The 24863-nt window shown below is 68.4% G+C and carries 20 protein-coding genes and 5 tRNA genes; 13 read left to right on the top strand and 12 right to left on the bottom strand.

The features are described 5' to 3' along the window. Positions 1-29 precede the first annotated feature (29 nt). From ACOMD9_RS10265 to hemA, 6 genes are all read right to left on the bottom strand, one after another. Positions 30-947, bottom strand: a complete 918-nt coding sequence (locus ACOMD9_RS10265; protein ID WP_421414407.1) for a LysR family transcriptional regulator — start codon at positions 945-947, stop codon at positions 30-32. Between the two features lie 4 nt (positions 948-951). Further along, positions 952-1704: a HesA/MoeB/ThiF family protein gene (locus tag ACOMD9_RS10260; protein ID WP_421414406.1), complete on the bottom strand. Its 753-nt coding sequence runs from the start codon at positions 1702-1704 to the stop codon at positions 952-954. Positions 1705-1735: 31 nt separating this feature from the next. Then, positions 1736-2236: an Lrp/AsnC ligand binding domain-containing protein gene (locus ACOMD9_RS10255; protein ID WP_421414403.1), complete on the bottom strand. Its 501-nt coding sequence runs from the start codon at positions 2234-2236 to the stop codon at positions 1736-1738. Positions 2237-2416: 180 nt separating this feature from the next. Next, on the bottom strand, positions 2417-3265 hold the full coding sequence (prmC, locus tag ACOMD9_RS10250) for a peptide chain release factor N(5)-glutamine methyltransferase (RefSeq protein ID WP_421414401.1): 849 nt from the start codon (positions 3263-3265) through the stop codon (positions 2417-2419). A 16-nt stretch (positions 3266-3281) separates the two neighbouring features. Further along, positions 3282-4373: a peptide chain release factor 1 gene (gene prfA, locus ACOMD9_RS10245; RefSeq protein ID WP_421414398.1), complete on the bottom strand. Its 1092-nt coding sequence runs from the start codon at positions 4371-4373 to the stop codon at positions 3282-3284. Between the two features lie 8 nt (positions 4374-4381). Continuing rightward, positions 4382-5650 (bottom strand): glutamyl-tRNA reductase, encoded by a 1269-nt coding sequence (gene hemA / locus ACOMD9_RS10240; RefSeq protein WP_421414395.1) that lies wholly within the window; start codon positions 5648-5650, stop codon positions 4382-4384. Between the two features lie 170 nt (positions 5651-5820). Between hemA and ACOMD9_RS10235 the strand changes: the two genes are divergently transcribed. The 8 genes from ACOMD9_RS10235 to ACOMD9_RS10200 all read left to right on the top strand — a co-directional run bounded on the left by ACOMD9_RS10235 (position 5821) and on the right by ACOMD9_RS10200 (position 13062). Further along, a complete protein-coding gene (locus ACOMD9_RS10235) occupies positions 5821-7605 on the top strand; it encodes a tetratricopeptide repeat protein (protein ID WP_421414394.1) in 1785 nt (594 codons plus the stop codon). Positions 7606-7622: 17 nt separating this feature from the next. Further along, positions 7623-8243: a lipoprotein insertase outer membrane protein LolB gene (gene lolB / locus ACOMD9_RS10230; protein ID WP_421414391.1), complete on the top strand. Its 621-nt coding sequence runs from the start codon at positions 7623-7625 to the stop codon at positions 8241-8243. Beyond that, the gene (gene ispE, locus ACOMD9_RS10225) at positions 8236-9096 is read left to right on the top strand and encodes a 4-(cytidine 5'-diphospho)-2-C-methyl-D-erythritol kinase (RefSeq protein WP_421414388.1); all 861 of its coding nucleotides are present in this window, start codon (positions 8236-8238) and stop codon (positions 9094-9096) included. Before lolB ends, ispE begins: the two co-directional genes overlap by 8 nt. 153 nt (positions 9097-9249) lie before the next feature. Further along, on the top strand, positions 9250-10191 hold the full coding sequence (locus tag ACOMD9_RS10220) for a ribose-phosphate pyrophosphokinase (RefSeq protein WP_421414386.1): 942 nt from the start codon (positions 9250-9252) through the stop codon (positions 10189-10191). Between the two features lie 101 nt (positions 10192-10292). Beyond that, complete coding sequence (locus ACOMD9_RS10215) at positions 10293-10934, top strand: 50S ribosomal protein L25/general stress protein Ctc (RefSeq protein ID WP_421414383.1); 642 nt, start codon at positions 10293-10295, stop codon at positions 10932-10934. Positions 10935-11097: 163 nt separating this feature from the next. Further along, complete coding sequence (gene pth, locus ACOMD9_RS10210; protein WP_421414381.1) at positions 11098-11682, top strand: aminoacyl-tRNA hydrolase; 585 nt, start codon at positions 11098-11100, stop codon at positions 11680-11682. A 157-nt stretch (positions 11683-11839) separates the two neighbouring features. Then, positions 11840-12931: a redox-regulated ATPase YchF gene (gene ychF / locus ACOMD9_RS10205; RefSeq protein WP_421414378.1), complete on the top strand. Its 1092-nt coding sequence runs from the start codon at positions 11840-11842 to the stop codon at positions 12929-12931. A 54-nt stretch (positions 12932-12985) separates the two neighbouring features. Then, positions 12986-13062: transfer RNA gene (locus ACOMD9_RS10200), tRNA-Met, on the top strand. 61 nt (positions 13063-13123) lie between these two features. On the opposite strand, the gene ACOMD9_RS10195 is transcribed toward ACOMD9_RS10200, so the two are convergent. After that, positions 13124-14422, bottom strand: coding sequence for a M18 family aminopeptidase (locus tag ACOMD9_RS10195; RefSeq protein ID WP_421414376.1), 1299 nt, complete (start codon positions 14420-14422; stop codon positions 13124-13126). Positions 14423-14567: 145 nt separating this feature from the next. Between ACOMD9_RS10195 and ACOMD9_RS10190 the strand changes: the two genes are divergently transcribed. After that, complete coding sequence (locus ACOMD9_RS10190) at positions 14568-16628, top strand: carboxy terminal-processing peptidase (RefSeq protein WP_421414374.1); 2061 nt, start codon at positions 14568-14570, stop codon at positions 16626-16628. A gap of 102 nt (positions 16629-16730) precedes the next feature. Here ACOMD9_RS10190 and ACOMD9_RS10185 read toward each other — a convergent pair whose 3' ends face one another. From ACOMD9_RS10185 to ACOMD9_RS10165, 5 genes are all read right to left on the bottom strand, one after another. After that, entirely contained in the window at positions 16731-17075 is a 345-nt protein-coding gene (locus ACOMD9_RS10185; protein WP_421414372.1) for a hexameric tyrosine-coordinated heme protein, read from the bottom strand. 209 nt (positions 17076-17284) lie between these two features. Next, a tRNA-Asn gene (locus ACOMD9_RS10180) sits at positions 17285-17360 on the bottom strand. 33 nt (positions 17361-17393) lie between these two features. Then, positions 17394-17469, bottom strand: a tRNA-Asn gene (locus tag ACOMD9_RS10175). A gap of 43 nt (positions 17470-17512) precedes the next feature. Further along, positions 17513-17588 (bottom strand) — tRNA-Asn (locus ACOMD9_RS10170). Between the two features lie 156 nt (positions 17589-17744). Beyond that, positions 17745-17821: transfer RNA gene (locus ACOMD9_RS10165), tRNA-Met, on the bottom strand. A 220-nt stretch (positions 17822-18041) separates the two neighbouring features. On the opposite strand from ACOMD9_RS10165, the gene betI reads away from it, so the two are divergent. The 4 genes from betI (at position 18042) to ACOMD9_RS10145 (ending at position 24756) form a co-directional block, all read left to right on the top strand. After that, complete coding sequence (gene betI / locus ACOMD9_RS10160) at positions 18042-18647, top strand: transcriptional regulator BetI (protein ID WP_421414371.1); 606 nt, start codon at positions 18042-18044, stop codon at positions 18645-18647. Positions 18648-18658: 11 nt separating this feature from the next. After that, positions 18659-20146, top strand: a complete 1488-nt coding sequence (gene betB, locus ACOMD9_RS10155) for a betaine-aldehyde dehydrogenase (RefSeq protein WP_421414369.1) — start codon at positions 18659-18661, stop codon at positions 20144-20146. Positions 20147-20381: 235 nt separating this feature from the next. Further along, positions 20382-22073: a choline dehydrogenase gene (gene betA / locus ACOMD9_RS10150; RefSeq protein ID WP_421414367.1), complete on the top strand. Its 1692-nt coding sequence runs from the start codon at positions 20382-20384 to the stop codon at positions 22071-22073. A 235-nt stretch (positions 22074-22308) separates the two neighbouring features. Further along, on the top strand, positions 22309-24756 hold the full coding sequence (locus ACOMD9_RS10145) for an acyl-CoA dehydrogenase (protein WP_421414364.1): 2448 nt from the start codon (positions 22309-22311) through the stop codon (positions 24754-24756). Positions 24757-24863: the final 107 nt, after the last annotated feature.

The raw sequence follows: 24863 nt of genomic DNA, 5'->3' as shown, positions 1-24863 counted from the left end.
CTCCCCTGCCGTCCCCGGAAATCCCGCGATCACGGCTGCTCCAGGGCCTCGATAAAGGCTTCCAGCACCCGATTCGGGCGGCGATCACGGCGCACGATGGCCACGAAGGGCGTCAAGTAATGACAGTCACTCGACCACAAGGCACGCAGGCGACCCGCGGCCACCCAGGGGGCCGCCTGGTGGTCGGGAAGGAAGCCCAGGTAGGCGCCGGTGAGGATCAGGAAGGCCGCCCCCTCGCGATCGGAGGCCGTGGCCGTGCCGCGCAGTCGGGCATGCTGGACACGCCCGGCCTCGGGCAGCGGATAGGAGGGCACCACGGCATCCCAGCGCAGCAGGTCGGGCGGCGAGGTTGCCGAGTCGTCGGTGGCGAACAGCGGGTGCTCGTCGCTGCAGTAGAGCCGCGAAGTCTCGCCGTAGAGCGGGCGAACCTCGAGGCTGGCGGCCAGGCCGACCTCGGGCACCACACCGAGGTGCAGGCGGCCGTCGAGTACCGCCCGGGCGATCTCGCCGGGCGGTTCCATGTGCATCTGGATGCGCACCTCGGGACCACGGGCCTTCAGGGCTGCCAGGGCATGGGTGATGCGCATCTCCGGCAGGCTCACCAGGGTGTCCGTGATGCCGATGTTGAGCTCGCCGCGCAGGCTGTGGTGAAGCGCATTGACCTCGGTGCGGAAGGTCTCGAGGCAGGCCAGCAGGGTCTGGGCGGCCTCGAGCACCTCCCGCCCCTCCTCGGTCAGGGCGAAGCCCCCCCGGCCACGCCGGCAGAGCCTCAACCCCAGCCGTCGCTCCAGGTCGCCCATGTGCAGGCTGATCGCCGAGCGACTGATGCCGAGTTCGCCCTCGGCGGCGGAGAAACCACCGCACTCGACCACCGCCCTGAAGACCCTCAACAGGCGAAGGTCGAAGTCGGTGACACTGCCTGGCAGGGCCTGTCGACGACCGGCCATGGTCTCAGCCGGGTCCGCAGACCGGGCAGCCGGGATCCTTCGGCACCCGGAAGTGGCGCCATTGCCCGGCCAGCCCGTCGAAGGTGGAGAGCCCCTGGTGGGGCGTGCCGGCCCCGCTCAGCAGCTTGATCGCCTCGAGCGCCTGGAAGCTGCCGATCAGCCCCACCAGGGGCGCCACCACGCCGTTCTCGGCGCAGCGCAGCTCCTCGTCGTCGCCCCCTTCCCCGGGGGGATAGAGACAGGCGTAGCAGGGCGCTTCGGGGTCGCGGGGATCGAACACCGCCAGCTGGCCGGAGAAGCGGATCGCCGCCCCCGAGACCAGCGGCACGCCGGCGGCCCGGCAGGCCGCGTTGATGGCATAACGGCTGGAGAAGCGATCCGTGCAGTCGAGCACCACGTCGGCCTGGTCGACGACACGCGCCAGGGCCGCCCCCTCGAGATGCTCGGCCACCACCTCGATGGTGCACGCCGGGTTGAGCGCCTGCGCCGCCTCCCGGGCCGACTCGGCCTTGTTGCAGCCGATGTCCCCCTGGCCATGGGCGATCTGGCGCTGCAGGTTGGAGAGTTCCACCTCGTCGGCATCGGCCAGGGTCAGCCGCCCCACGCCGGCGGCAGCGAGGTAGAGCACCACCGGCGAGCCCAGGCCCCCGGCGCCGATCACCAGGGCGTGCCCGGCGAGCAACCGCTCCTGCCCGGCGATGTCGATCTGGTCGAGCATGATCTGGCGACTGTAGCGCAGCAGGTCATCGTCATTCATGGAAGGGTGGGCCTCCGGAAAGCATGGCGGATCACTTGCCCTCGAACTCCTCGATCTCGGGCACGTGGAGCGAGAAGTCCTCCTTGACCTCCTCCATCACCACGTAGCTCTTGGACTCCTTGACCCCGGGCAGGGTCAGCACCACGTCGCCGAGCAGCTGGCGGTAGGCAGACATCTCGGGGATGCGGCACTTGAGGATATAGTCGAACTGGCCCGAGACCAGGTGGCACTCCTGGATCTGCGGCAGCTTGGCCACCGCCCGACGGAACTCGTCGAACACCGCCGGCGACTGGGTCTCGAGGCTGATCTCCACGAACACCAGCAGGTTGGCCTTGAGGGCCCGGGGATCGAGTACCGCCTTGTAGCCGCGGATGATACCGGCCCGCTCCAGGCGCTTGACGCGTTCCAGGCAGGGCGTGGTGGAGAGCCCCACCTGGGAGGCCAGGTCGACGTAGGAGATGCGGGCATTCTCCTGCAGGCAGCGCAGGATCTTCAGGTCGATGCGGTCGAGCGAGCGGGTCTTGGCTTTCATTGTCGTATGAGCATGCCGGTCGAGGGTGGCTGGACACGCCGCCATGACAGACGAATCGACTGAAAAGCACCAGGCAGGTGATGACTTTCTGGTTTTCGGTCACGAAATCACGGCAGCATCTGGAAATTCTTGCTGTACCAGATGTACCACAGGGAACCGGGCGGCTCCAGCATCGTGCCGTCAACGCGGGCCCCGGGGATGCCGGCCCAGGCTGACTCGCTCATGGCCGGCCAGGTCGCGCAGACTCGTCACCTCCTCATAGCCCCGGGCCACCAGGGCGCGGCGCACCGCCGCGGCCTGGTCGAAGCCGTGCTCGAGCAGCAGCCACCCCCCCGGCAGGAGATGGTCACGGGCCTCCCCCACCAGGTGCCGGAGGTCGGCCATGCCCTGCTCTGCCGCCACCAGCGCGCTGTGCGGCTCGTGGCGCAGGTCCCCCTGCGCCAGGTGGGGGTCATCCTCGGCCACGTAGGGGGGGTTGGATACGATGATCTCGAAGGTCTCGCCGGCGAGCGCCGCGAACCAGTCGCTGTGGCGGAACTCGGCATTGGCGATGCCCAACCGTGCGGCGTTGCGCCGGGCCAGGGCCACCGCCTCCGGTCGCAGGTCGACCCCCAGCACCCGCCATCCGGGCCGCTCGCTGGCCACGGCCAGGGCGATGGCCCCGCTGCCGGTGCCGAGGTCGAGCAGCCGGCCGGTCGCCGCCGCGGCCTTCTCCAGGGCAGCCTCCACCAGGGTCTCGGTATCGGGGCGGGGGATCAGGGTGCTGGGATCGGTGGCAAGCCGAAGCCCCCAGAACTCCCGCTCCCCCGTGAGGTAGGCCACCGGCCGGCCGGCGGCACGGGCCGCCACCAGCGCCTCGAAGCGGGCGCGCGCCCAGGACGCCGCCTCACGGTCACCCCAGGTATAGAGCCAGGTGCGGTCGACCCCCAGGACATGACACAGCAGCACCTCGGCATCCAGGCGTGGCGAGGTGGATCCGGCGGCCTGCAGCCGGCCGGCGGCCCGGGCCAGCAGGACGTCGAGGCGCACTATCCCTCCCTGCACATCAGGCCTCCTGCTGCAGGGCGGCGAGCTGCTCGGCCTGGTACTCGTGGATCAGCGGCTCGATCACCTCGTCGAGCTGCTCGCCGCTGATCACATCGGCGAGCTTGTAGAGGGTGAGGTTGATGCGATGGTCGGTGACCCGCCCCTGGGGGAAGTTGTAGGTGCGGATGCGCTCGCTGCGATCGCCGGAGCCGACCAGGCTCTTGCGTTCGTCGGCCTGGGCCTGGCGGTGGCTCTCCACCGCCGACTGCCTGAGCCGTGCGGCCAGCAGCGACATCGCCTTGGCGCGGTTCTTGTGCTGGCTGCGCTCCTCCTGGCACTCCACCACCACCCCGCTGGGGAGGTGGGTGATGCGGATCGCCGAGTCGGTGGTGTTGACGTGCTGGCCGCCGGCACCGCTGGAGCGGAAGGTATCCACCCTCAGGTCCGCGGGGTTGATGTCGATATCGCCCACCTCGTCGGCCTCGGGCATCACCGCCACGGTGCAGGCCGAGGTATGGATGCGCCCCTGTGACTCGGTGGCCGGCACGCGCTGCACCCGGTGGGCACCGGACTCGAACTTGAGCCGTGCATAGACGCCGTCGCCCTTCACCCGCGAGATGATCTCCTTGTAGCCGCCCTGCTCGCCGTGACTGGCGCTGACCACCTCGACCTTCCAGCCCCGCTTCTCGGCATAGCGGGAGTACATGCGGAAAAGGTCGCCGGCGAACAGCGCCGCCTCGTCGCCGCCGGTGCCGGCACGCACCTCGAGAAAGACATTGCGCCGGTCGTCGGGATCCCTGGGCACCAGCAGCTGCTTGAGCCGGGCCTCCAGGGCCTCGAGGCGCTCTCGCCCCTCTGCCAGTTCCAGCTCGGCCAGCTCGCGCATCTCGGCATCGCTGTCGGCGGTGAGCTGCCGGGCGGATTCGATGTCCGCCTCGATGTCACGGTAGGCACGCCAGGCATCCACCAGCGACTCGAGCTCGGCATACTCGCGGGAGTAATCGCGGAAACGGGCCTGGTCGGCGATCACCTCGGGATCCGCCAGCAGGGCGGAGAGCTCCTCGAAGCGCTCGGCGAAGGCGTCGAGACGCTGACACAGGGAAGCTTTCATTGGCAGTCCTATCGGGTCTTGTCGGATGGGGCATCGAGCAGCAGTGCCGTGGCGGCATCGAGCAGGTCGCGGCGCTCGCTGGAGGCCGCCTCGCGCAGCGCCACCGTGGGACGATGCAGCAGGCGATTGGTCAACTGGTGGGCGAGGCGGCGAACCACCGCCTCGGGATCCTCGCCGCGGGCCAGGCGCGCCAGCGCCTGCTGCTCGGAGAGCTCGCGCAGCGCCTCGGCCCGGGCACGGTAGTCTCGGATCAGCTCGCCGCCGCTGCGGATACGCCGTTCGTGCTGCCAGGCGCCGACACCGTGCTCGATCAGCGACTCGGCCTGGTCGGCGGCCACCTGGCGATGCCGGCGGTTCTCCTCGATCACCTCCTGGAGGTCATCGACGGTATAGAGGAAGACATCGCCCAGTTCGCCCACCTCGGGTTCGATGTCCCGGGGCACGGCGATGTCGACCATGAAGATCGGCCGGTGACGGCGCTTCTTCAGTGCCCGCTCGACCATGCCCTTGCCGAGGATCGGCAGGGGGGCGGCCGTGGAGGAGATGACGATGTCGGAATGTTCCAGGGCCACGGGGATCTCGTCCAGGGTGATCGCCTGTCCGCCCAGGGCACCGGCCACGCGATCGGCACGCTCGCGGGTGCGGTTGGCCACGGTGAGCTGGCGCACCCCGGCCTCGAAGAGGTGGCGCGCCACCAGCTCGATGGTCTCGCCGGCACCGATCAGCAGCGCGCGGGAGCGGGAGAAGTCATCGAAGATGCGGCTCGCCAGGCTGACCGCGGCATAGGCCACCGACACCGGGTTGCGGCCGATGCCGGTCTCGGTACGCACCTGCTTGGCCACGGCGAAGGTGTGCTGGAAGAGCCGCTCGAGCTCACCGCCCAGGCCCTTGGCCTGGCGGGCACTCTGGTAGGCGTCCTTGAGCTGGCCCAGTATCTGCGGTTCGCCGAGCACCATGGAGTCGAGCCCCACCGCCACCCGCATCAGGTGACGGGCGGCGTCGTTGTCCAGGTAATGGTAGGCGCAGCGCGACAGCTCCTCCACGCGCAGGCCGTGGAAGCGGCCCAGCCAGTCGAGGATCGCCTGCTCGCCACTGGACTCGGTAATGCAGTAGAGCTCGGTGCGGTTGCAGGTGGAAAGCACCGCCGCCTCGCGTACCTCGGGCAGGCCGCGCAGCTCTTCAAGCGCCGACTCCAGCTGGATGGGCGTGAAGGCGACCTGTTCGCGCACCTCCACGGTCGCGGTCCGGTGATTGATTCCAAGGGCAAGCAGCGTCATGCGTTCGGCGTCTTCGCTAGTTCATCCGGCGGTGCGGGTCCATCCACCATGTCGAGGCGCCCGATTCTAACACAGCCGGGGCCGCCCGAGCGCCATGCGCGTGGCGGCGAACTTTGCCCGGGACGGCCAAGCCGTTATGCTGGCGGCTCGCCATCCTGAACGAGGCTCGCATGCCCTCCGGACTCGACACCCTCTCCCGCTCCTGGCGTACCGCCCTGCCCCCGCTGGCACTGGCGCTGCTGGTCACCGGCTGCCAGGCGCTGCCGTCCGGCCCTGATGCCGGGCTGGACGACGATCCGCTGGCGGGCGCCCCCCCCATCGAGCGCGGACTGGATGCCCGGGGCCTGGCCGGCCTGCTGACCGCCGAGCTCGCCGGCCAGCGCGGCGACTACCGACGTGCCACCCAGGGCTACCTGGAGGGCGCCGAACGCTATGGCTCGGTGGCCCTGGTGGAACGCGCCGCCCTGGCGGCCCGCTTCAGCAACGATCCCCAGTTGCTCACCCATACCGCCGAGCTGTGGCGGACCCTCGCCCCGGATTCCGAGGCCCCGACCCGCCTGCTCGCCAGCCTGGCGCTGCAGCGCGGCGACTGGCCGGAGGCCCTGGCACAGCGGCTGCAGGTCGTCGAACGTGGCGGCCAGGGTGAGCTGAGCGCCTTCGTCGAACTGGCCCTGGGGGAGAATGCCGACCCGGCCCCGTTGCTGGAGCTGATGCGCGACCACCTGGCCCGCCCCAGCGCCCTGGAACACCCCCAGCATGATGATGCCGAGCTGGCCACCGCCCTGCTGGAGGTCGCCATCGGCGACACGGCCTCCGCCCAGCGCCGTCTCGACCGGCTGGCGGAGCGCTCCCCGGAACTGCCGGCGCTGTGGCTGACCCGGGCGCGCCTGGCCCAGGAGGCCGGCGACTACACCCGGGCCCGGACGGCGGCCCGGCGCGGCCTGACCATCACCCCCGGCGATCCGCGCCTTGTCCTGATGCTCGCCCAGAGCGAACTGCGCCTGGGCAACATCGACGCCGCCGAGGCACAGACCGACAACCTGCTCGAATCCCAGGCCGGCAACCAGGAGCTGCGCCTGGCCCTGGCCCAGCTCTACCTCGAGGAGGGCCATCCCGAACCGGCCCGCCGCCTGCTGCTGCCGCTGATCGGCGAGGCGGATACCCCCGCGCTGGCCTTCTACCTGCTCGGTGCCATCGCCGAGGCGGAAGACGAGATCGACAACGCCCTCCTCTATTACCGCCAGGTGCCACCGGGCGACGAATTCCTGCCGGCCCGCCTGAGCGCCGCCCGCATGCTGATCGACGACGATCGTCTGCTCGACGCCCGCGCCTTCCTGCGCATCGAGCGCCTGCGCCACGAGGCCTACTTCACCGACCTGGTGTCGCTGGAAGTCGAGCTGCTCGAGCGCGAGGGGCGAGCCGACGAGGCCACGGTCCTGCTCGACCGGGAACTGGAGCGCACCCCCAACGACGAGCAGCTGCTCTACATGCGCGCCATGCGAGCCTGGGAGGGCGGTGACCTCGAGGCCATGGAGCGCGACCTGGGTCGCATCATCGAGCGCGACCCCGACAACGCCACCGCCCTCAACGCCCTGGGCTACACCCTGGCGGACCTCGGCATCGAGGGGCGCCTGGAGGAGGCCAGGGCGATGATCGAACGGGCCCTGGAACTCGAGCCGGGCAGCCCGGCCATCATGGACAGCATGGGATGGGTGCTCTTCCGCCTCGGCGAGCCGGAGCGCGCCCTGCCGTGGCTCGAAAGGGCCTACGCCACCCTGCCCGACCAGGAGATCGCCGCACACCTCATCGAGGTGCTCTGGACCCTGGAGCGCCACGACGAGGCCCGCGCCCTGACCCGCGAGGCCATGGAGCGCTTCGATGAACACCCGGTGCTCGACGAGCTGCTCGAACGCATCCCCGAACTGATCCCCGAGCGCACCGGTGCGCCCTTGTGACACGACGAGACATCTTCATGCCGGATACCCCCCCGTTGCGACTGCTGACGTCGATCCTGATCCTGGCCCTGCTGGCCGGCTGTGCCGGTCGCGCCCCGCTTCCCGACGGCGAACGCGCCGCCGGCCAGTGGCAGGCCCAGGCCGAGCGCCTCGAGCGCCTCGACACCTGGGTCCTGGCCGGCAAGGCGGGACTGCGCACTCCCGAGGACTCGACCAGCGCCAACCTCGACTGGAGCCAGCACCCCCACTACTACCGCCTGCTGATCAGCGGACCCTTCGGCAGTGGCCGCAGCACCCTGGAGGGTCGCGAGGGGCGCTTCTCGCTGACCACCCCGGAGGGCCGCTTCGAGGCCGAGACGCCGGAAGCACTGATGGACGAACAGCTGGGCTGGTCGCTGCCGGTGAGCGCTCTCTCCGACTGGATCCGCGGCCTGCCGTCGGAGGCCAGCGAGCACCGGCTCGAGCGCGACGAACTCGGCTTCCCGCTGCGCCTGCACCAGGACGGCTGGCAGATCGACTATCGCGACTGGGTCCTCGTCCGGGAGCTGTGGCTGCCGCGCCGCATGGTCATGGAGATCGACACCCTGCGGGTGACCCTGGTGGTCACCGACTGGCGCCCGGTCATCGACGATGCCTGAGTCTCCCCACCTCACGCTGCCGGCGCCGGCAAAGCTCAACCGGCTGCTGCTGATCACCGGCCGGCGGCCCGACGGCTACCACGAACTGCAGACCCTGTTCCAGTTCCTCGACCATGGCGATACCCTGACACTCGCCCCCCGTGCCGACGGCCAGGTTCGCCTGACGCCGACACTCCACGGCGTGGCTCCCGAACACAACCTGATCGTGCGCGCCGCCCGCCTGCTCCAGGCCGAGGCCGGCTGCCGACTCGGCGCCGAGATCCACCTGGAGAAGCGCCTGCCCATGGGCGGCGGCCTGGGTGGCGGCAGCTCCAACGCGGCCACCACCCTGCTCGGCCTCGACCGACTCTGGGGCCTCGGCTTCGACCTCGACCGACTGGCGGCACTGGGCCTCAGCCTGGGCGCCGACGTACCGGTCTTCGTGCGGGGCCATGCCGCCTGGGCCGAGGGGATCGGCGAGCGACTCACCCCGGTCGATCTCGACACCCCCTGGTTCGTGGTGATACACCCCGGCGTGACGGTCTCCACGCAGGCGGTGTTCGGAGCGGCACAATTGACACGCGACACCCTCCCGATTACCATGGCGCGCGCACTGCAGGGGGGTGCGTCGAGCTGGCGCAACGACTGCGAGGCCACGGTGAGGGAGCTCTATCCGGAAGTGGCGCGGGCACTCGACTGGCTGTCGAGCCGGGCTCCGACCATGCTCACCGGTACCGGTGCCTGCGTCTTCGCCCGACTCCAGAGCAAGGGAGAGGCCGATCGGCTACTGGCCGAGGCGACCCGGCACCACTGGCAGGCCTTCATGGCGCGGGGCCTCAACTGCTCTCCTCTCCATGCTGTGCTCGGTCGCTGAGCACCTCGCCCTCATGACGGGAGACGACTGGTGGCGAGTCCGACTCCGGGCCTGTGCCGAGCGCCCCCATTGTCGAGCGACGAGACAGTTTCCCCGGATCCGGCTCGACGGCATGACCCCCTGAGATCCCCAACACTGCAAAGGTGGCTGCGCGTGTCAAAATTGATGGTTTTCGCCGGGAACGCCAATCCCGAACTCGCCCAGAAGATTGCCGAGAGTCTGGATACCCGCATGGGCAACGCCACGGTGGGCCAGTTCAGCGACGGCGAGATCGCGGTCGAGATCAACGAGAACGTGCGCGGCAAGGATGTCTTCGTCCTGCAGTCCACCTGTGCACCGACCAATGACAACCTGCTCGAGCTGATCCTGATGGTCGATGCCCTGCGCCGGGCCTCCGCCTCGCGGATCACCGCGGTGGTTCCCTATTTCGGCTATGCCCGTCAGGACCGCCGCGTGCGTTCGGCCCGGGTGCCGATCTCCGCCAAGATCGTCGCCGACATGATGGTCAAGGCCGGGGTCGACCGGGTGATGACCATGGACCTGCATGCCGACCAGATCCAGGGCTTCTTCGACGTGCCGGTGGACAACGTCTACGGTTCGCCGATCCTGCTCGACGACATCGAGCGCCAGAACTACGAGGACCTGGTGGTGGTCTCCCCCGATGTCGGCGGCGTGGTCCGGGCCCGAGCCATCGCCAAGCAGCTCAATGCCGACCTCGCCATCATCGACAAGCGCCGCCCCCAGGCCAACCAGGCCCAGGTGATGCACATCATCGGCGAGATCGACAACCGCACCTGCGTGGTGGTCGACGACATGATCGATACTGCCGGCACCCTGTGCAAGGCCGGCGAGGCGCTCAAGGCGCACGGTGCGCGCCGCGTGGTGGCCTATGCCACCCACCCGATCCTCTCCGGCCCCGCGGTCGACAACATCACCGGCTCGGTGCTCGACGAGGTCGTGGTCACCGATACCATCCCGCTGTCCGACGTGGCCCGTCGCAGCGGCAAGATCCGCCAGCTCAGCGTCGCCGGCCTGATCGCCGAGGCGATCCGCCGGGTCAGCAACGAGGAATCCGTCAGCGCGATGTTCCACTGAACCGGAACCGCGCCGGAAAGCGCCCTCCGGGGCACCCGGAAACGCCATGGCCAGGTCGCGGGCCATGGCGATTTCCCTACTCTCAAGCAAGAGGCAATATCATGTCCGATTTCACCCTCAATGCCAGCGTTCGTAACGACCTGGGGAAAGGTGCGAGCCGCCGCCTGCGTCGTGCGAACCTCCAGGTGCCGGCCATCATCTATGGTGGCGAGCAGGCCCCCCAGCCCATCTCCGTCGAGAAGGCCCCCTTCTACAAGGCGATCGAGGACGAATCCTTCTTCTCCTCGGTGATCAACCTGGTAGTGGACGGCAAGAGCGAGCAGGTCGTCGTCCGTGACCTGCAGCGTCACCCCTTCAAGCCGCTGATCACCCACGCCGACTTCCTGCGCGTGGATGCCACCCACGAGATCACCATCAACGTGCCGCTGCACGTCGTGGGCGAGGAGAAGTGCGTCGGCATCAAGGACCAGGGCGGCGAACTGCATGTGCTCTCCAACGAGGTCCAGATCAACTGCCTGCCCAAGGACCTGCCCGACTTCCTGGAAGTCGACATCGCCGAGGTCGAGCTGGGCACCACCCTGCACCTCTCCGACCTCAAGGTACCGGCCGGCGTCACCCTGGTCGACCTGACCCACGGTGAGGACCACGACAATGCCGTGCTGAACATCACCAAGGCCAAGGTCCGCGGCGGTGATGCCGAGGAAGAAGGCGAAGGCGAGGAAGAGGAAGGCAGCGCCGAGTAATCGTGCCTGCCCGGGGCCATGTCCGCATGGCCCCTCCCCTTCCCGATCAAGCGCTCGTGCGCTTGATTTTTTTTGTGGCCGCCTCTCCCTGGCGGCCATCCCGCGGAGCGCCGCTAACGCGACGTCAAAAATCATTCCAGATGATTTTTTGGAGGCAGCGACGATGAGCCAGGTCAAAGCGATCATCGGGCTGGGCAATCCCGGCGCCGACTACGAGGCCACCCGCCACAATGCCGGCGCCTGGCTGGTGGAGGCCGTGGCCCGCCAGGCCGGAGGGGAACTGCGCCCCGAGAAGAAGTTCCTCGGCCTGCATGCGCGGGTGCAGTTCGAGGGCCATGACCTGCATCTGCTCAATCCCACCACCTTCATGAATCGCAGCGGCGCCGCCGTGGCGGCACTCTGCCAGTTCTTCCGCATCACCCCGGACGAGTTGCTGGTGGCCCACGACGAACTGGACCTGCCACCCGGCACGGCACGCTACAAGCAGGGCGGCGGCCACGGCGGCCACAACGGCCTGCGCGACACCATCAGCGCACTGGGCAACGAGCGCGGCTTCCATCGCCTGCGCGTCGGCATCGGGCACCCCGGCGATTCCCGCCAGGTGACCCACTATGTGCTGGGACGCCCCGGCAAGGCCGAGCACGGCGCCATCGAGGCGGCCATCGACGAGTGCCTGGCCACCCTGCCCCTGGCGCTGGCCGGCGACTGGGCGCGTGCCATGAACCGGCTGCACAGTTTTTCCGCCTGAGACGGAGACGCCAGCTGCAAGCTTGAAGCCATGAGCTGTCAGTCACCACTGCTCGACGGCAAGGGTTTTCTTGCGGCTTACAGCTTATGGCTTACGACTCTGTCGCGTAGAATACTCGCCACTTTCCAATCGCGAACACGCTTTCCAGGACACTCCCATGGGTTTCAACTGCGGTATCGTCGGCCTGCCCAACGTCGGCAAGTCCACCCTCTTCAATGCACTGACCAAGTCCGGCATCGACGCCGAGAACTTCCCGTTCTGCACCATCGAGCCCAATGTCGGCATCGTGCCGATGCCCGACCCGCGCCTCGACAGGCTGGCCGAGATCGTGAAGCCCCAGAAGGTGATCCCCACCACCATGGAGTTCGTCGACATCGCCGGCCTGGTGGCGGGTGCCTCCCGGGGCGAGGGGCTCGGCAACCAGTTCCTGGCCAATATCCGCGAGACCCAGGCCATCGCCCATGTGGTGCGCTGCTTCGACAACGACAACGTCATCCATGTGGCCAACCAGGTCGACCCCCGGTCGGACATCGAGATCATCAACATGGAGCTGGCGCTGGCCGACCTCGACACCGTCGAGCGCGCCATCCAGCGCCTGGTGCGCGTGGCCAAGGGTGGCGACAAGGAGGCCATCGCCACCAAGGCGATCCTCGAGCGCATCCAGCCGCACCTGGCCGAGGGCCAGCCCCTGCGCAGCTTCGGCCTCGACGACGACGAGACGCGCCAGCTCAAGAGCTTCGGCTTCCTGACCCTCAAGCCGACCATGTACATCGCCAACGTCAACGAGGACGGCTTCGAGGCCAACCCCTACCTCGACGTGGTGAACGAGATCGCCGCCGAGGAGGGCGCCGTGGTGGTGCCGGTGTGCAACCAGCTCGAGGCCGAGATCGCCGAGCTGGATGACGACGAGCGTGCCATGTTCCTCGACGAGATGGGCATGGCGGAACCCGGCCTCGACCGGGTGATCCGTGCCGGCTACCAGCTGCTCGGCCTGCAGACCTACTTCACCGCCGGGGTCAAGGAAGTGCGCGCCTGGACGGTGAAGGTGGGCGCCACCGCCCCCGAGGCCGCCGGGGTGATCCACACCGATTTCCAGAAGGGCTTCATCCGCGCGGAGGTCATCTCCTACGACGACTTCGTCACCCTGGGCGGCGAACAGGCCGCCAAGGACGCCGGAAAGTGGCGCCTGGAAGGCAAGGAGTACATCGTCCAGGACGGCGACGTGATCCACTTCCGCTTCAACGTCTGACCCGGACGGCTTGACATCGCGAGGGGTGATCCGTAGACTTTGCCCCCGCTGTACGGCTACGTAGCTCAGCTGGTTAGAGCACATCACTCATAATGATGGGGTCCCCTGTTCAAATCAGGGCGTAGCCACCAGGGATTCGAGAACCCGACGCCCCCGGCGTCGGGTTCTTTCGTGTGGACGCGGCGCCTCTCGTCAGGCCAGCTCCGTCCGGTTGCAGAAGGCGGTGAGCACCCGGGTCAGCGAGGCCACGTCGCGGACGCCGGCGGTCTCGCGGATCGAGTGCATCGCCCACTGGGCCACGCCGACGTCCAGGGTCGGCACCCCCAGTTCGGTGGCGGTGATCGGCCCGATGGTGCTGCCACAGGCCATGTCGGCGCGGGTGACGAAGGTCTGCACCGGCTCGCCCGCCTCGCGGCAGAGATCACGGAACAGGGCGGCGGTGGCGCTGTTGGTGGCATAGCGCTGGTTGGCGTTGACCTTGATCACCGGCCCGCCATTGAGGGAGGGGCCGTGGGCGGCATCATGCTTGTCCGGGAAGTTGGGATGCAGGGCATGGGCATTGTCGCAGGAGATCATCCTCGAGGACTGGACCAGCCGGACCACATCCTCTCCTCCCCCGCCACCCAGCTGATCGCTCACCCGTCGCAGCACATCGCCGAGGAAGGGGCCCTGGGCGCCACAGGCACTGGCACTCCCGACCTCCTCGTGGTCGTTGGCCACCAGCAGGGCACCCTGACTGCCGTCGCTCGCCAGCAGCGCCTCCAGGCCGATGAAGCAGGAAAGCAGGTTGTCGAGCCGGGCACTGGCGATCAGCTCGCCCTCCACGCCCACCCGTGACGGTGGCTGCATGTCGTGCAGGACGAGCTCGAAATCGAGGATCTCGATGCCCGTGAGGTCATGCTGTTCCTCGAGCCAGGTCAGCAGCAGCCGCTCCAGGTCGGCATGCTCGCCGCCCTGGAGCAGCACCGGCGCCATCTCGGTCTGGGCATTGATCGCACGGCCATTGTTGGCCTCGCGGTCGAGGTGGATCGCCAGGCTGGGGATGATCGCCACCGGCCGGTCGACACCGATCAGCACACCCTCCAGGCGCCCGTCGGGATGGCGGACGTGCACCCGCCCGGCCAGCCCCAGGTCGCGGTCGAACCAGGGGGCCAGCAGGGCTCCGCCGTAGACCTCCACGCCCAGCTGCAGCCAGCCGGCGGAGGTCTGGGCGGCGTTGGGCTTGAGCCGCAGCCCCGGGCTGTCGGTATGGGCGCCGATCATGCGCAGCGCCTCCAGCGGCTGCCGCGGCAGCTGCAGGGCAATGACCGAGGAGTCGTTGCGGGTGACGTAGACCCGCTCGCCGGGATCGAGCCGCCAGGCTTCGGTCTCGTCGAGTCGCCGGAAACCGGCCCCCTCGAGTCGCGAGACCATGTTGGCCACGGCGTGCCAGGGCGTGGGAGAGCGGCGCAGGAAGTCGAGCAGACGCTCGAGCAGGTCGTCCTGTGGCATGGGCTTCCTCAATACTGGGGTCTGGGGTTATATGGGGTCATGCGACCGGGTCGAGCTGCTACAATGGCGGCTCGGTCCACGCAACTCGACAGCCGAGCGCGGGTCTAGGGAAGAAAGTGTACATGAAACCGGGAGTGCTTCATTGATGAGCCTGTTTGCCACCCTTGGCCGTTCGGTTGCCCTGGCTGGGTTGCTGATGGTCGCCACTACCGCCCTCGCGGCACTGCAACCCACGGATGCCCAGCGCCAGGCCGCCGTGGAAGTCGCCGAGTCGCTGCGTTACGGCCACTACGACGATATCAGCCTCGACGATGCCTGGTCGCGCCGGGCCTTCCAGCGCTACCTCGACATCCTCGACGGACAGCGTGCCTACCTGCTGCACGAGGACGTGGAAGCCTTCCGGGACCTGGAAGAGAGCATGGACGACGCCCTCTTCGACGGCGACCTGGACCGGGTCTACGCCCTCTATCGTCGCCAGCACGAGCGGACCGAAGCGCGCCTCGAATGGCTGCTGGCCAAGCTCGACGAGGGCGCGGGCTTCGACTACGACACGGATCTGCGCCTCGAGCTCGAGCGCGACGACGCCCCCTGGGCGAAGAGCGAGGCCGAGCTGGATGAACTGTGGCTCAAGCGGCTCAAGAACGCCGCCCTCAGCCAGGTGATCGGCGGACAGGACGACGAACAGGTGGTCGCCAACCTGCGACAGCGCTATGAGGGCCAGCTCTCCCGCGTGCAGCAGACGGAGCCCGAGGACGTCTTCGGGCTGTTCATGGCGGCGGTGACCAGCAGCATCGACCCCCACAGCGAATACCTCTCGCCACGCCAAGGGGAATCCTTCGACATCCAGATGCGCCTGTCGCTGGAAGGTATCGGCGCCCTGCTCCAGTCCGACGGCGAGTATGTCAAGGTGTCGAGCCTGGTCCCCGGCGGCCCCGCCGAGCGCGCCGGGGTACTGGAGCCCGCCGATCGCATCATCGCCGTGGGCCAGGAAGACGATGACGAGATGGTCAACGTGGTGGGCATGCGGCTCGACAACGTGGTGGACCTGATTCGCGGCCCCAAGGGCTCGGTGGTGCGCCTCGACGTGGTGCCCGCCCAGGCCGTCGACATGACGCGCTCACGGGTCGTCGAGATCACCCGGGACACCGTCAGCCTGGAGGACCAGGCCGCCAAGGGCGAGGTGATCGAGATCGAGCGCGACGACGGCATGCATCGCATCGGCGCCATCAAGATCCCCACCTTCTATGTCGACTTCGACGCCTGGCAGGCCGGCGAGGAGGACTTCCGCAGCACGACCCGCGACGTGGCCCGCGAGATCGAGCGGCTCAAGGAGGAAGGGATCGAGGGCATCGTCCTCGACCTGCGCAACAATGGCGGCGGCGCCCTCCAGGAGGCCAACTCGCTGATCGGCCTGTTCATCGACCGCGGCCCTACCGTGCAGGTGCGTGATGCCCGGGGACGCATCAGCCTCTACGGCGACACCGAGACCGGGACCCACTATGACGGCCCCCTGGGCGTGCTGGTGAACCGCCTCTCGGCCTCTGCCTCGGAGATCTTCGCCGGCGCCATCCAGGACTATGGCCGCGGCCTGGTGGTCGGCGAGCAGACCTTCGGCAAGGGCACGGTACAGACCCTCAACGAGCTCAGCCACGGCCAGATCAAGCTGACACGCGCCAAGTTCTACCGCATCTCCGGCGACAGCACCCAGCACCGCGGGGTCGAGCCCGACATCGTCTTCCCCAGCCTGGTGGACCCGGAGATCATAGGCGAGAGCAGCCTCGACAACGCCCTGGAGTGGGATACCGTGCGCGCGGTGCAGTACCGCACCTACGGCGAGCCCTGGAAGCACCTCGAGACCCTTCAGGATCGCCACCGTAGCCGCGCCGAGACGCTGCCCAACTTCCGTTACCTGGAGCGACAGGCCGAACTGGTGAAACGCATGCGCGAGCAGAACACCAGCGTCAGCCTCAATCGCGAGCAGCGCCAGCGCGAGGTCGAGGACCAGGAGGCCGAGCAGCTGGCCCTCGAGAACCAGCGCCGCCTGGCCCTGGGGCTCGAGCCACTGGAGGAGTGGATCGACGCCCGTGGCGAGGACGCCGACGAAGAGGAGGAACCGGTGGACCGCGCCCAGGTGCTGGAAGCCGCACAGATCCTGCTCGACTATGCCCAGCTCAACGGCAGCTACCGGCTGGCCACCAGCCACTGAGACGCCCTCGGGTGACGTGCCGGCCAGGCCGGCACGCCCCTTACGGCACGGCGCTTCCCGCCGCCACCCCCGAGCCGCCGGACGGTGCCGGCTCCCAGCGGGCTACTCCCGCCAGTAGTCGTTGGCAGCGGCGATGGTCTGGAAGTGGGTCGCGATGACGTGGGAGACCGCAATCAGGCTGTCCGGGTCTTCGGCATACTCGGGCCGAAGCGCCTTGCGCGTCTCGGCATCCGTCTGGGTGGTCGCCACTGCCTTCTGGGACAGGGTCACCGCCAGGGCAAACCCCTCCTGGGGCGTCTCCGTGACGAGGGTCGGCAGCCAGGTGTCCTGGCTGGCCTCATGGTCATCCGCCTGCGCCGCCATGGTGCCCAGCAGCAGGCATCCCCCGACCAGCAACGCGCCGACGATACGCTTGAGCAGACGTTGCTCGATATGGGTGTGATCCACGGGATCTCCCTCCTCCAGGCCTTCGCGCCCGCCACCAGCAACCGACGCCCTTCGGCGGGGCCGAGGCCAATTGATGCATGTATTATACATCTTACAGCGTAGCCAACCGGGTTCACCGGTCAAGCCTCTCCCCGGCGACGTCCCGACTCGGGGCACGGCGAGGATCGTTGCCGATGGCATCACGTCAGGGGATCGACGGCGGTCCGTCGTGGCTCCCGGAGCAGGACTCGAACCTGCGACCCAGTGATTAACAGTCACTTGCTCTACCGACTGAGCTATCCGGGAATGGCCGGTGTACGGCGGGAGGGATGCGGCCTCTGGCTCCTCGAGCAGGACTCGAACCTGCGACCCAGTGATTAACAGTCACTTGCTCTACCAACTGAGCTATCGAGGAACGACCGATTACCGCATGGTGCTCGCTGCGGCGGAGGCAAGGCTGGCTCCCCGAGCAGGACTCGAACCTGCGACCCAATGATTAACAGTCATTTGCTCTACCAACTGAGCTATCGGGGAATGGCCTCGAGCACGGGGCGTAGTATACGGACTGGACGCGCAAGGTCAAGGGCGGATTGCCCGAGGCCACGCCCCCCGGGCTGGCCGCGAGATGCGGCGGACGCAAGAGGAAACGCCCGCCCGGCCAGTGGCCGGACGGGCGTTCCCGAACTGTTCTGGTGGCTACGCCCTGATTTGAACAGGGGACCCCATCATTATGAGTGATGTGCTCTAACCAGCTGAGCTACGTAGCCATTTTCCAGTCACCGGCCTGCTTGCGCCGATCAACAGGGGGAGAATTATGCACAGGCAACGGCGGCTTGGCAAGCCCGGGACGCAAGCGGCCGGCCGGACATCGATCGCCCACCCCTTTTATTGATTGAACGTTCAATAAAAAAATGCCATACTGAATGTCTCAGCCATCAGGCCTCCCCCGAAGCCCCATGGCGAACCCACTGGAGAGGAGTCAGCAAGGTGCCCAAGGTCGGAATGGAACCCATCCGCCGCCAACAGCTGATCAAGGCCACCATGGCGGCCATCGACGAGGTCGGCCTGGCCGATGCCACCGTGATGCGCATCGCCCGTCATGCCGGCGTCTCCGCCGGCATCATCAGCCACTACTTCGGCGGCAAGGACGGCCTGCTCGAGGCCACCATGCGCCAGATCCTGAGCGACCTCGGTGAGGCCGTGGCCGCGCGCCGCCAGGTTCTGGTCGACGACACCCCCAGGGCCCACCTGGGCGCCATCATCGACGGCAACTTCGACCGCAGCCAGGTCACCGGCCCGGTGGCCAAGACCTGGCTGGCATTCTGGGCGAGCAGCATGCATCAGCCGCTGCTTCAGCGCCTGCAGCAGGTCAATGACCGGCGTCTCTACTCGAACCTCTGCTGTCAGTTCCGGCGCCTGCTGCCCCGGGACGAGGCCCGCCGTGCTGCCCGCGGGCTTGCGGCCATGATCGACGGCCTGTGGCTGCGTGGCGCCCTGACACCGGAAGGGCTGGATGCCGACCACGCCCGCCGTCTGGCCCATGACTACCTGGATCAGTTGCTGACCAGCCACTCATCGTCACCCGTTTCCTGAGAGGAGATCCCATGGCAATCCTCGCCACCCAGACACTCTATATCGACGGCCGCCGGGTGGACGCCACCTCCGGTGAGACCTTCACGGTCGTGAACCCCTTCGACGGCAGCCTGCTCGCCGAGGTGCAGCAGGCGTCACGCGCCGACCTGGATACCGCCGTGGAGGCCGCCCGTGCCGGGCAACGCCGGTGGGCGGCGATGACCGGCATGGAGCGTGGCCGTATCCTGAACCGCGCCGTCGCGCTCCTCAGGGCCCGCAATGACGAGCTGGCCGAGCTCGAGTCCCGCAACACCGGCAAGCCGATCAGCGAGACCGCCGCGGTCGACATCGTCACCGGCGCCGACGTGCTGGAATACTACGCCGGCCTCGCTCCGGCCATCGAGGGCACCCAGATCCCGCTGCGGGAAAGCGCCTTCGTCTATACCCGCCGCGAGCCGCTCGGGGTCGTCGGTGCCATCGGTGCCTGGAACTACCCGATCCAGATCGCCTGCTGGAAGGCAGCCCCGGCGCTGGCCGCCGGCAACGCCGTGGTGTTCAAGCCCAGCGAGGTCACCCCGCTCACCGCCATGAAGCTGGCCGAGATATTCACCGAGGCCGGCCTGCCCGACGGCGTCTTCAACGTCGTCCATGGCGACGGCCAGGTCGGCGCCATGCTGACCGAGCACGCCGGCATCGACAAGGTGTCGTTCACCGGCGAGGTGGGCACCGGCAGGAAGGTGATGGCCGCCGCCGGGGGCTCCACCCTCAAGGACGTGACCATGGAGCTCGGCGGCAAGTCGCCGCTGATCGTCTTCGCCGACGCCGACCTGGAGCGTGCCGCCGACGCCGCCATGATGGCCAACTTCTACTCCAGCGGGCAGATCTGCACCAACGGCACCCGGGTCTTCGTGGAGCGCTCGGTCAAGGACGCCTTCGAGGCGAGGATCCTCGAGCGGGTGGCGCGTATCCGCAGCGGCGACCCGCTGGACCCGAGCGTCAACTTCGGCCCCCTGGTCAGCTTCGCGCATCAGCAGAAGGTGCTCGCCTATATCGCCCTCGGCAAGGAGGAGGGGGCCCGCCTGCTGGCCGGCGGCGACGCCTGGGACAGCGGCGACGACGATTCAGGCGTCGATTGGGCCAGAGGCGCCTGGGCGGCCCCCACGGTGTTCACCGACTGCTCCGACGAGATGCGCATCGTGCGCGAGGAGATCTTCGGCCCGGTGATGGCGATCCTCGCCTTCGACGACCAGGAGGAGGTGATCCGCCGCGCCAACGACACCCACTACGGCCTGGCCGCCGGGGTCTTCACCGAGAGCCTCAACCGCGCCCATGGCGCCATCCATCGCCTGGAGGCCGGCATCTGCTGGATCAACACCTGGGGAGAATCCCCCGCCGAGATGCCGGTGGGCGGCTACAAGCAGTCCGGCGTGGGTCGCGAGAACGGCCTCGAGACACTCACCCACTACACCCGTACCAAGTCGGTCCAGGTGGAGATGGGGCCCTTCGAGTCAGTGTTCTAGGAGGCAGCGAAAACAGCACAGCCAACTGGATCGCTCGGGGCTGATCCGTCGACAAGCCTGCGAGGAGGCGCTGTGAACCCCTCCCTGGGCGCTACCTACGCCATCCCTGGCGTAGGACCTCCTCTTCGTCTTGTCCCCGGCGCCCCTCGCTACAGCCAGCTGCGTCTGCCTTGGGCCGACTCTTCTTGCACATGCAAGCAGACCCGCTTCCGTGGTGTTATCAGTGAGAGATGTTATGTCCCAGCTTCGTGAATTCGACTACGTCATCATCGGCGCCGGCTCCGCCGGCAACGTGCTCGCCGCCCGGCTCACCGAGGACGCCGACGTCAGCGTGCTGCTGCTCGAGGCCGGCGGTCCCGACCACCGCTTCGACTTCCGCACCCAGATGCCGGCGGCACTCGCCTACCCGCTGCAGGGCAGGCGCTACAACTGGGCCTTCGAGACCGACCCGGAACCGCACATGGACGGCCGGCGCATGGAGTGCGGACGTGGCAAGGGGCTCGGCGGCTCGTCACTGATCAACGGCATGTGCTACATCCGCGGCAACGCCCTGGACTACGACAACTGGGCCAGGGGGCCGGGCCTCGAGGACTGGGACTACCGCAGCTGCCTGCCCTACTTCCGCAAGTCCGAGTGCCGCGACATCGGCCCCGACGACTACCACGGCGGCGATGGCCCGGTCAGCATCACCACCCCCAGGGCGGGCAACAATCCCCTCTATCGCACCTTCATCGAGGCCGCCAGGGAGGCCGGCTACCCGGAGACCGAGGATGTCAACGGCTACCGCCAGGAGGGCTTCGGCCCCATGGATCGCTTCGTCACCTCGAAGGGACGTCGCGCCTCCACCGCCCGTGGCTACCTGGACCCGGCGAAGGGCCGCCCGAACCTGACCATCGAGACCCGCTCGCTCACCGACGTCATCGAGTTCGAGGCCAAGCGGGCGGTGGGCGTGCGCTACCGGCGCCGCGGCGAGGCGCAGCGGGTGCGTGCCCGCCGCGAGGTGCTGCTGTGTGCCGGCGCCATCGCCTCGCCGCAGATCCTGCAGCGCTCCGGTGTCGGCAACCCGGACCACCTCGGCGACCTGGACATCCCCCTGGTGCATGCCCTGCCGGGCGTCGGCGAGAACCTCCAGGACCACCTGGAGATGTACATCCAGTACGAGTGCAGGGAGCCGATCTCGCTCTACCCGGCGCTGAAGTGGTTCAACCAGCCGAAGATCGGGGCCGAGTGGCTCTTCCTGGGCCGCGGCGTCGGTGCCAGCAACCAGTTCGAGTCCTGCGGCTTCATTCGCTCCAGCGACGAGGAGGCGTGGCCCAACCTTCAGTACCACTTCCTGCCCATCGCCATCAGCTACAACGGCAAGAGCGCGGTCCAGGCACACGGCTTCCAGGCCCATGTCGGCTCCATGCGCTCGGAGAGCCGTGGGCGCATCCGCCTGACCTCCCGCGACCCCGAGGCGGCGCCGAGCATCCTGTTCAACTACATGTCCACCGACAAGGACTGGCAGGAGTTCCGCGACGCCATCCGCCTGACCCGCGAGATCATCAATCAGCCCGCCTTCGACGCCTATCGCGGTCGCGAGATCTCCCCGGGGCCGGACATCCAGTCCGATGCCGAGCTGGACGCCTTCGTGCGTGCCCATGCCGAGACCGCCTACCACCCCTGCGGCAGCTGCCGCATGGGCGAAGGCGACGATGCCGTGGTCGATGGCCAAGGCCGGGTGCACGGCATGGAGGGGCTGCGGGTGGTGGACGCCTCGCTCTTCCCGCTGATTCCCACCGGCAACCTCAACGCCCCCACCATCATGCTGGCGGAGAAGATCGCCGACCGCATCCGCGGTCGCGAGCCGCTGCCTCGCAGCGATGCCCCCTACTACGTGGCGAACGGCGCCCCGGCCAGGGCCGAGCCTCGCCGCCGCCTCGCCTGACCCCGGCTCGACCGGCCGCGCATGACGCCCCGCCCTGCCCTGCAGCGCGGGGCGTTTCGGATATACCGGACCATCACAGATGACTATCGCGCTCGAGGCGGCCCCGGCGCCTCTCGCTCCTGCCGACGCTCAATGCACGGGACACTGGCTGGCCGGTTGCACCGATGTGGGCTAGTCTGCAAGAATTCAAACATCTGTTCGAATCCCTGCTTCTCACAACAACCGGAGTGATTCCATGCTCACCCTGATCCTGCTGATCGTGGCCGTCGTCGGCCTGCTGGCGGTGATGCGCCGTGAGGCGGGTGCCCTGCCCGCCGTCGGCGTACTGGCCGCGACGGGACTCGCCGGCCTGCTGCTGGGGTCGCCACTGCTCGGCGTGCTGCTGCTCCTCGGCGCCGCCGGCGTGGCCGCGGCCGGCCTGCCGGCCTTGCGGATCAAGTGGCTCAGCCCGCGGCTGTTCACCACCTTCAAACGGGTCGCCCCCAGGGTCTCCGATACCGAGCGCACCGCACTGGAGGCCGGCACGGTGGCCTGGGACGGCGAGCTGTTCACCGGCAGGCCCGATTGGCAGACGCTGCTCGACTTCCACGACGAGGGCCTCAGCGACGAGGAGCGCGCCTTCCTGGAGCACCAGTGCGGCGTGGCCGCCGGCATGTGCAACGCCTGGGAGGTCGCCCGCGAGCGGGCCGATCTCCCCCAGGCGCTGTGGGACTACCTGAAGAAGGAGCGCTTCTTCGGCATGATCATCCCCCGGGCGTATGGCGGGCTGGGCTTCTCCGCCAAGGCACAGTCGATGGTGCTGCAGAAGCTGTCTCTCTGCGAGACGCTGATGGTCACCGTGGGTGTGCCCAACTCGCTCGGGCCGGGCGAACTGCTGCTCAAGTACGGCACCCAGGCACAGAAGGATCACTACCTGCCGCGGCTGGCCGATGGTCGCGAGATTCCCTGCTTCGGCCTCACCGGCCCGCGCGCCGGCAGCGATGCCACCGCCATCCCCGACACCGGCGTGGTGTGCAAGCGGGTGATCGATGGCAAGGAGACCCTGGGCCTCAGGCTCGACTTCGAGAAGCGCTGGATCACCCTGGCCCCCATCGCCACCGTGGTCGGCCTGGCCTTCCGCATGTTCGACCCCGACCACCTGATCGGCGACGAGGAGGACCTGGGCATCACCTGCGCACTGATCCCCCGTGATACCGACGGCATGGAGATCGGCCGTCGCCACCACCCCATCGGCAGTCCCTTCATGAATGGCCCGATCAGGGGCCGCGACGTCTTCGTGCCACTGGACACCATCATCGGCGGCCCCGAGATGGCCGGCCAGGGCTGGCGCATGCTGGTGGAGTGCCTGTCGGTGGGCCGCTGCATCACCCTGCCCTCCGGCGCGGCCGGCACCTCCCGCTATGGGCTGGGCTGGACCGGCGGCTTCGCCCGCATCCGTCGGCAGTTCAACGTGCCGGTGGCCGAGATGGAGGGCGTTCAGGAACCCCTGGCGCGCATGGCGGGCCTGAGCTACATCTCGCGGGCGGCGGTGTACCAGACCGCCAACACCATCGATCATGGCGTCAAGCCCGCCGTGCCCTCGGCGATCCTCAAGAGCCAGCTGACCGAGTTCCAGCGCCAGTCCCTGGGCGACGCCATGGACATCCACGGCGGCAAGGCGGTGACCCTGGGACCGCGCAACTACCTCGGCATCGGTTACAGCGCCAACCCGGTGGCGATCACCGTGGAAGGCGCCAACATCATGACCCGCAACCTGATGATCTTCGGCCAGGGCGCCATCCGCTGCCACCCCTATGTGCTCGCCGAACTGGCCGCCAAGGACGCGGATGACCTGCAGGCCTTCGACCGCGCCTTCTTCGGCCACGCCGGCCTGGTACTCGGCAACGCCGCCCGTGCCTTCACCCAGGGCCTGGGGCTCGGCAAGCCGGCGGTGCCCTTCGATGCCACCGCCGCCCCCTACGCCAAGGACATGGCGCGGCTCTCCGCCGGCTTCGGCCTGTGTGCCGATGCCGCCATGGCCAGCCTGGGGTCGAGCATGAAGCAGCGGGAGATGCTCTCGGCGCGCCTCGGCGACGTCCTCTCCAACCTCTACCTCGCCTCCATGGTGCTCAAGCAGTGGCACGACGGCGACAGGGTGGAGGGCGAGGCCGCCCTGCTGCACTACAGCTGCCGCTTCCTGCTGCAGCGTACCGAGCAGGCCCTGGACGAGCTGTTCGACAACCTGCCCAGCCGCGCCCTGGGCCGGCTGCTGCGCGTGATCGTGATGCCCACCGGCCGTCGCTGGAAACGCCCCCACGACGACCTCGCCCGCGAGATCGCCCAGGCCGTCTCCCGCGACACCGATCTGCGTCGCTACCTGCTCGAGGCCACCTGGCAGGGTAGCGACGGCGCCCGGGACAACCCCCTGGCCCACTACAACGGCCTGCTGGCCACCCAGGATCGCGCCGAGTCCCTCTACCGCACGGTCAACAAGGCCTATGCCAGGGGCGAGCTGCCCACCGCGGCCCTGCACCCCGAACAGCGGGTGGAGGAAGCGGCCAAGGCCGGCCTCATCAGCGAGGAGGACGCCGCCTTCATGCGCGAACGCGAAGCCGAGGTGCTGGAGCTGCTGACCGTCGACGACTTCGACTATGACGAGTTCGCCAGCGACAAGGCCGACATCCCGCGCCACAACGTGGCATGACTCACGCCGCCCAAGCGGCGGCCCGCCCCCTGAACGACGACGCCCTGACATTGAACTACACCCCGAAAGCTGGATGCCCTATCCAACCTTCGGGGTGTTTCTATGCG

The organism is Halomonas terrestris (genome assembly GCF_049166755.1).
Lineage (GTDB): Bacteria > Pseudomonadota > Gammaproteobacteria > Pseudomonadales > Halomonadaceae > Halomonas.
The sequence above is the reverse complement of the archived record's forward strand: the minus strand, read 5'-3'. Positions and strand labels throughout refer to the sequence as shown.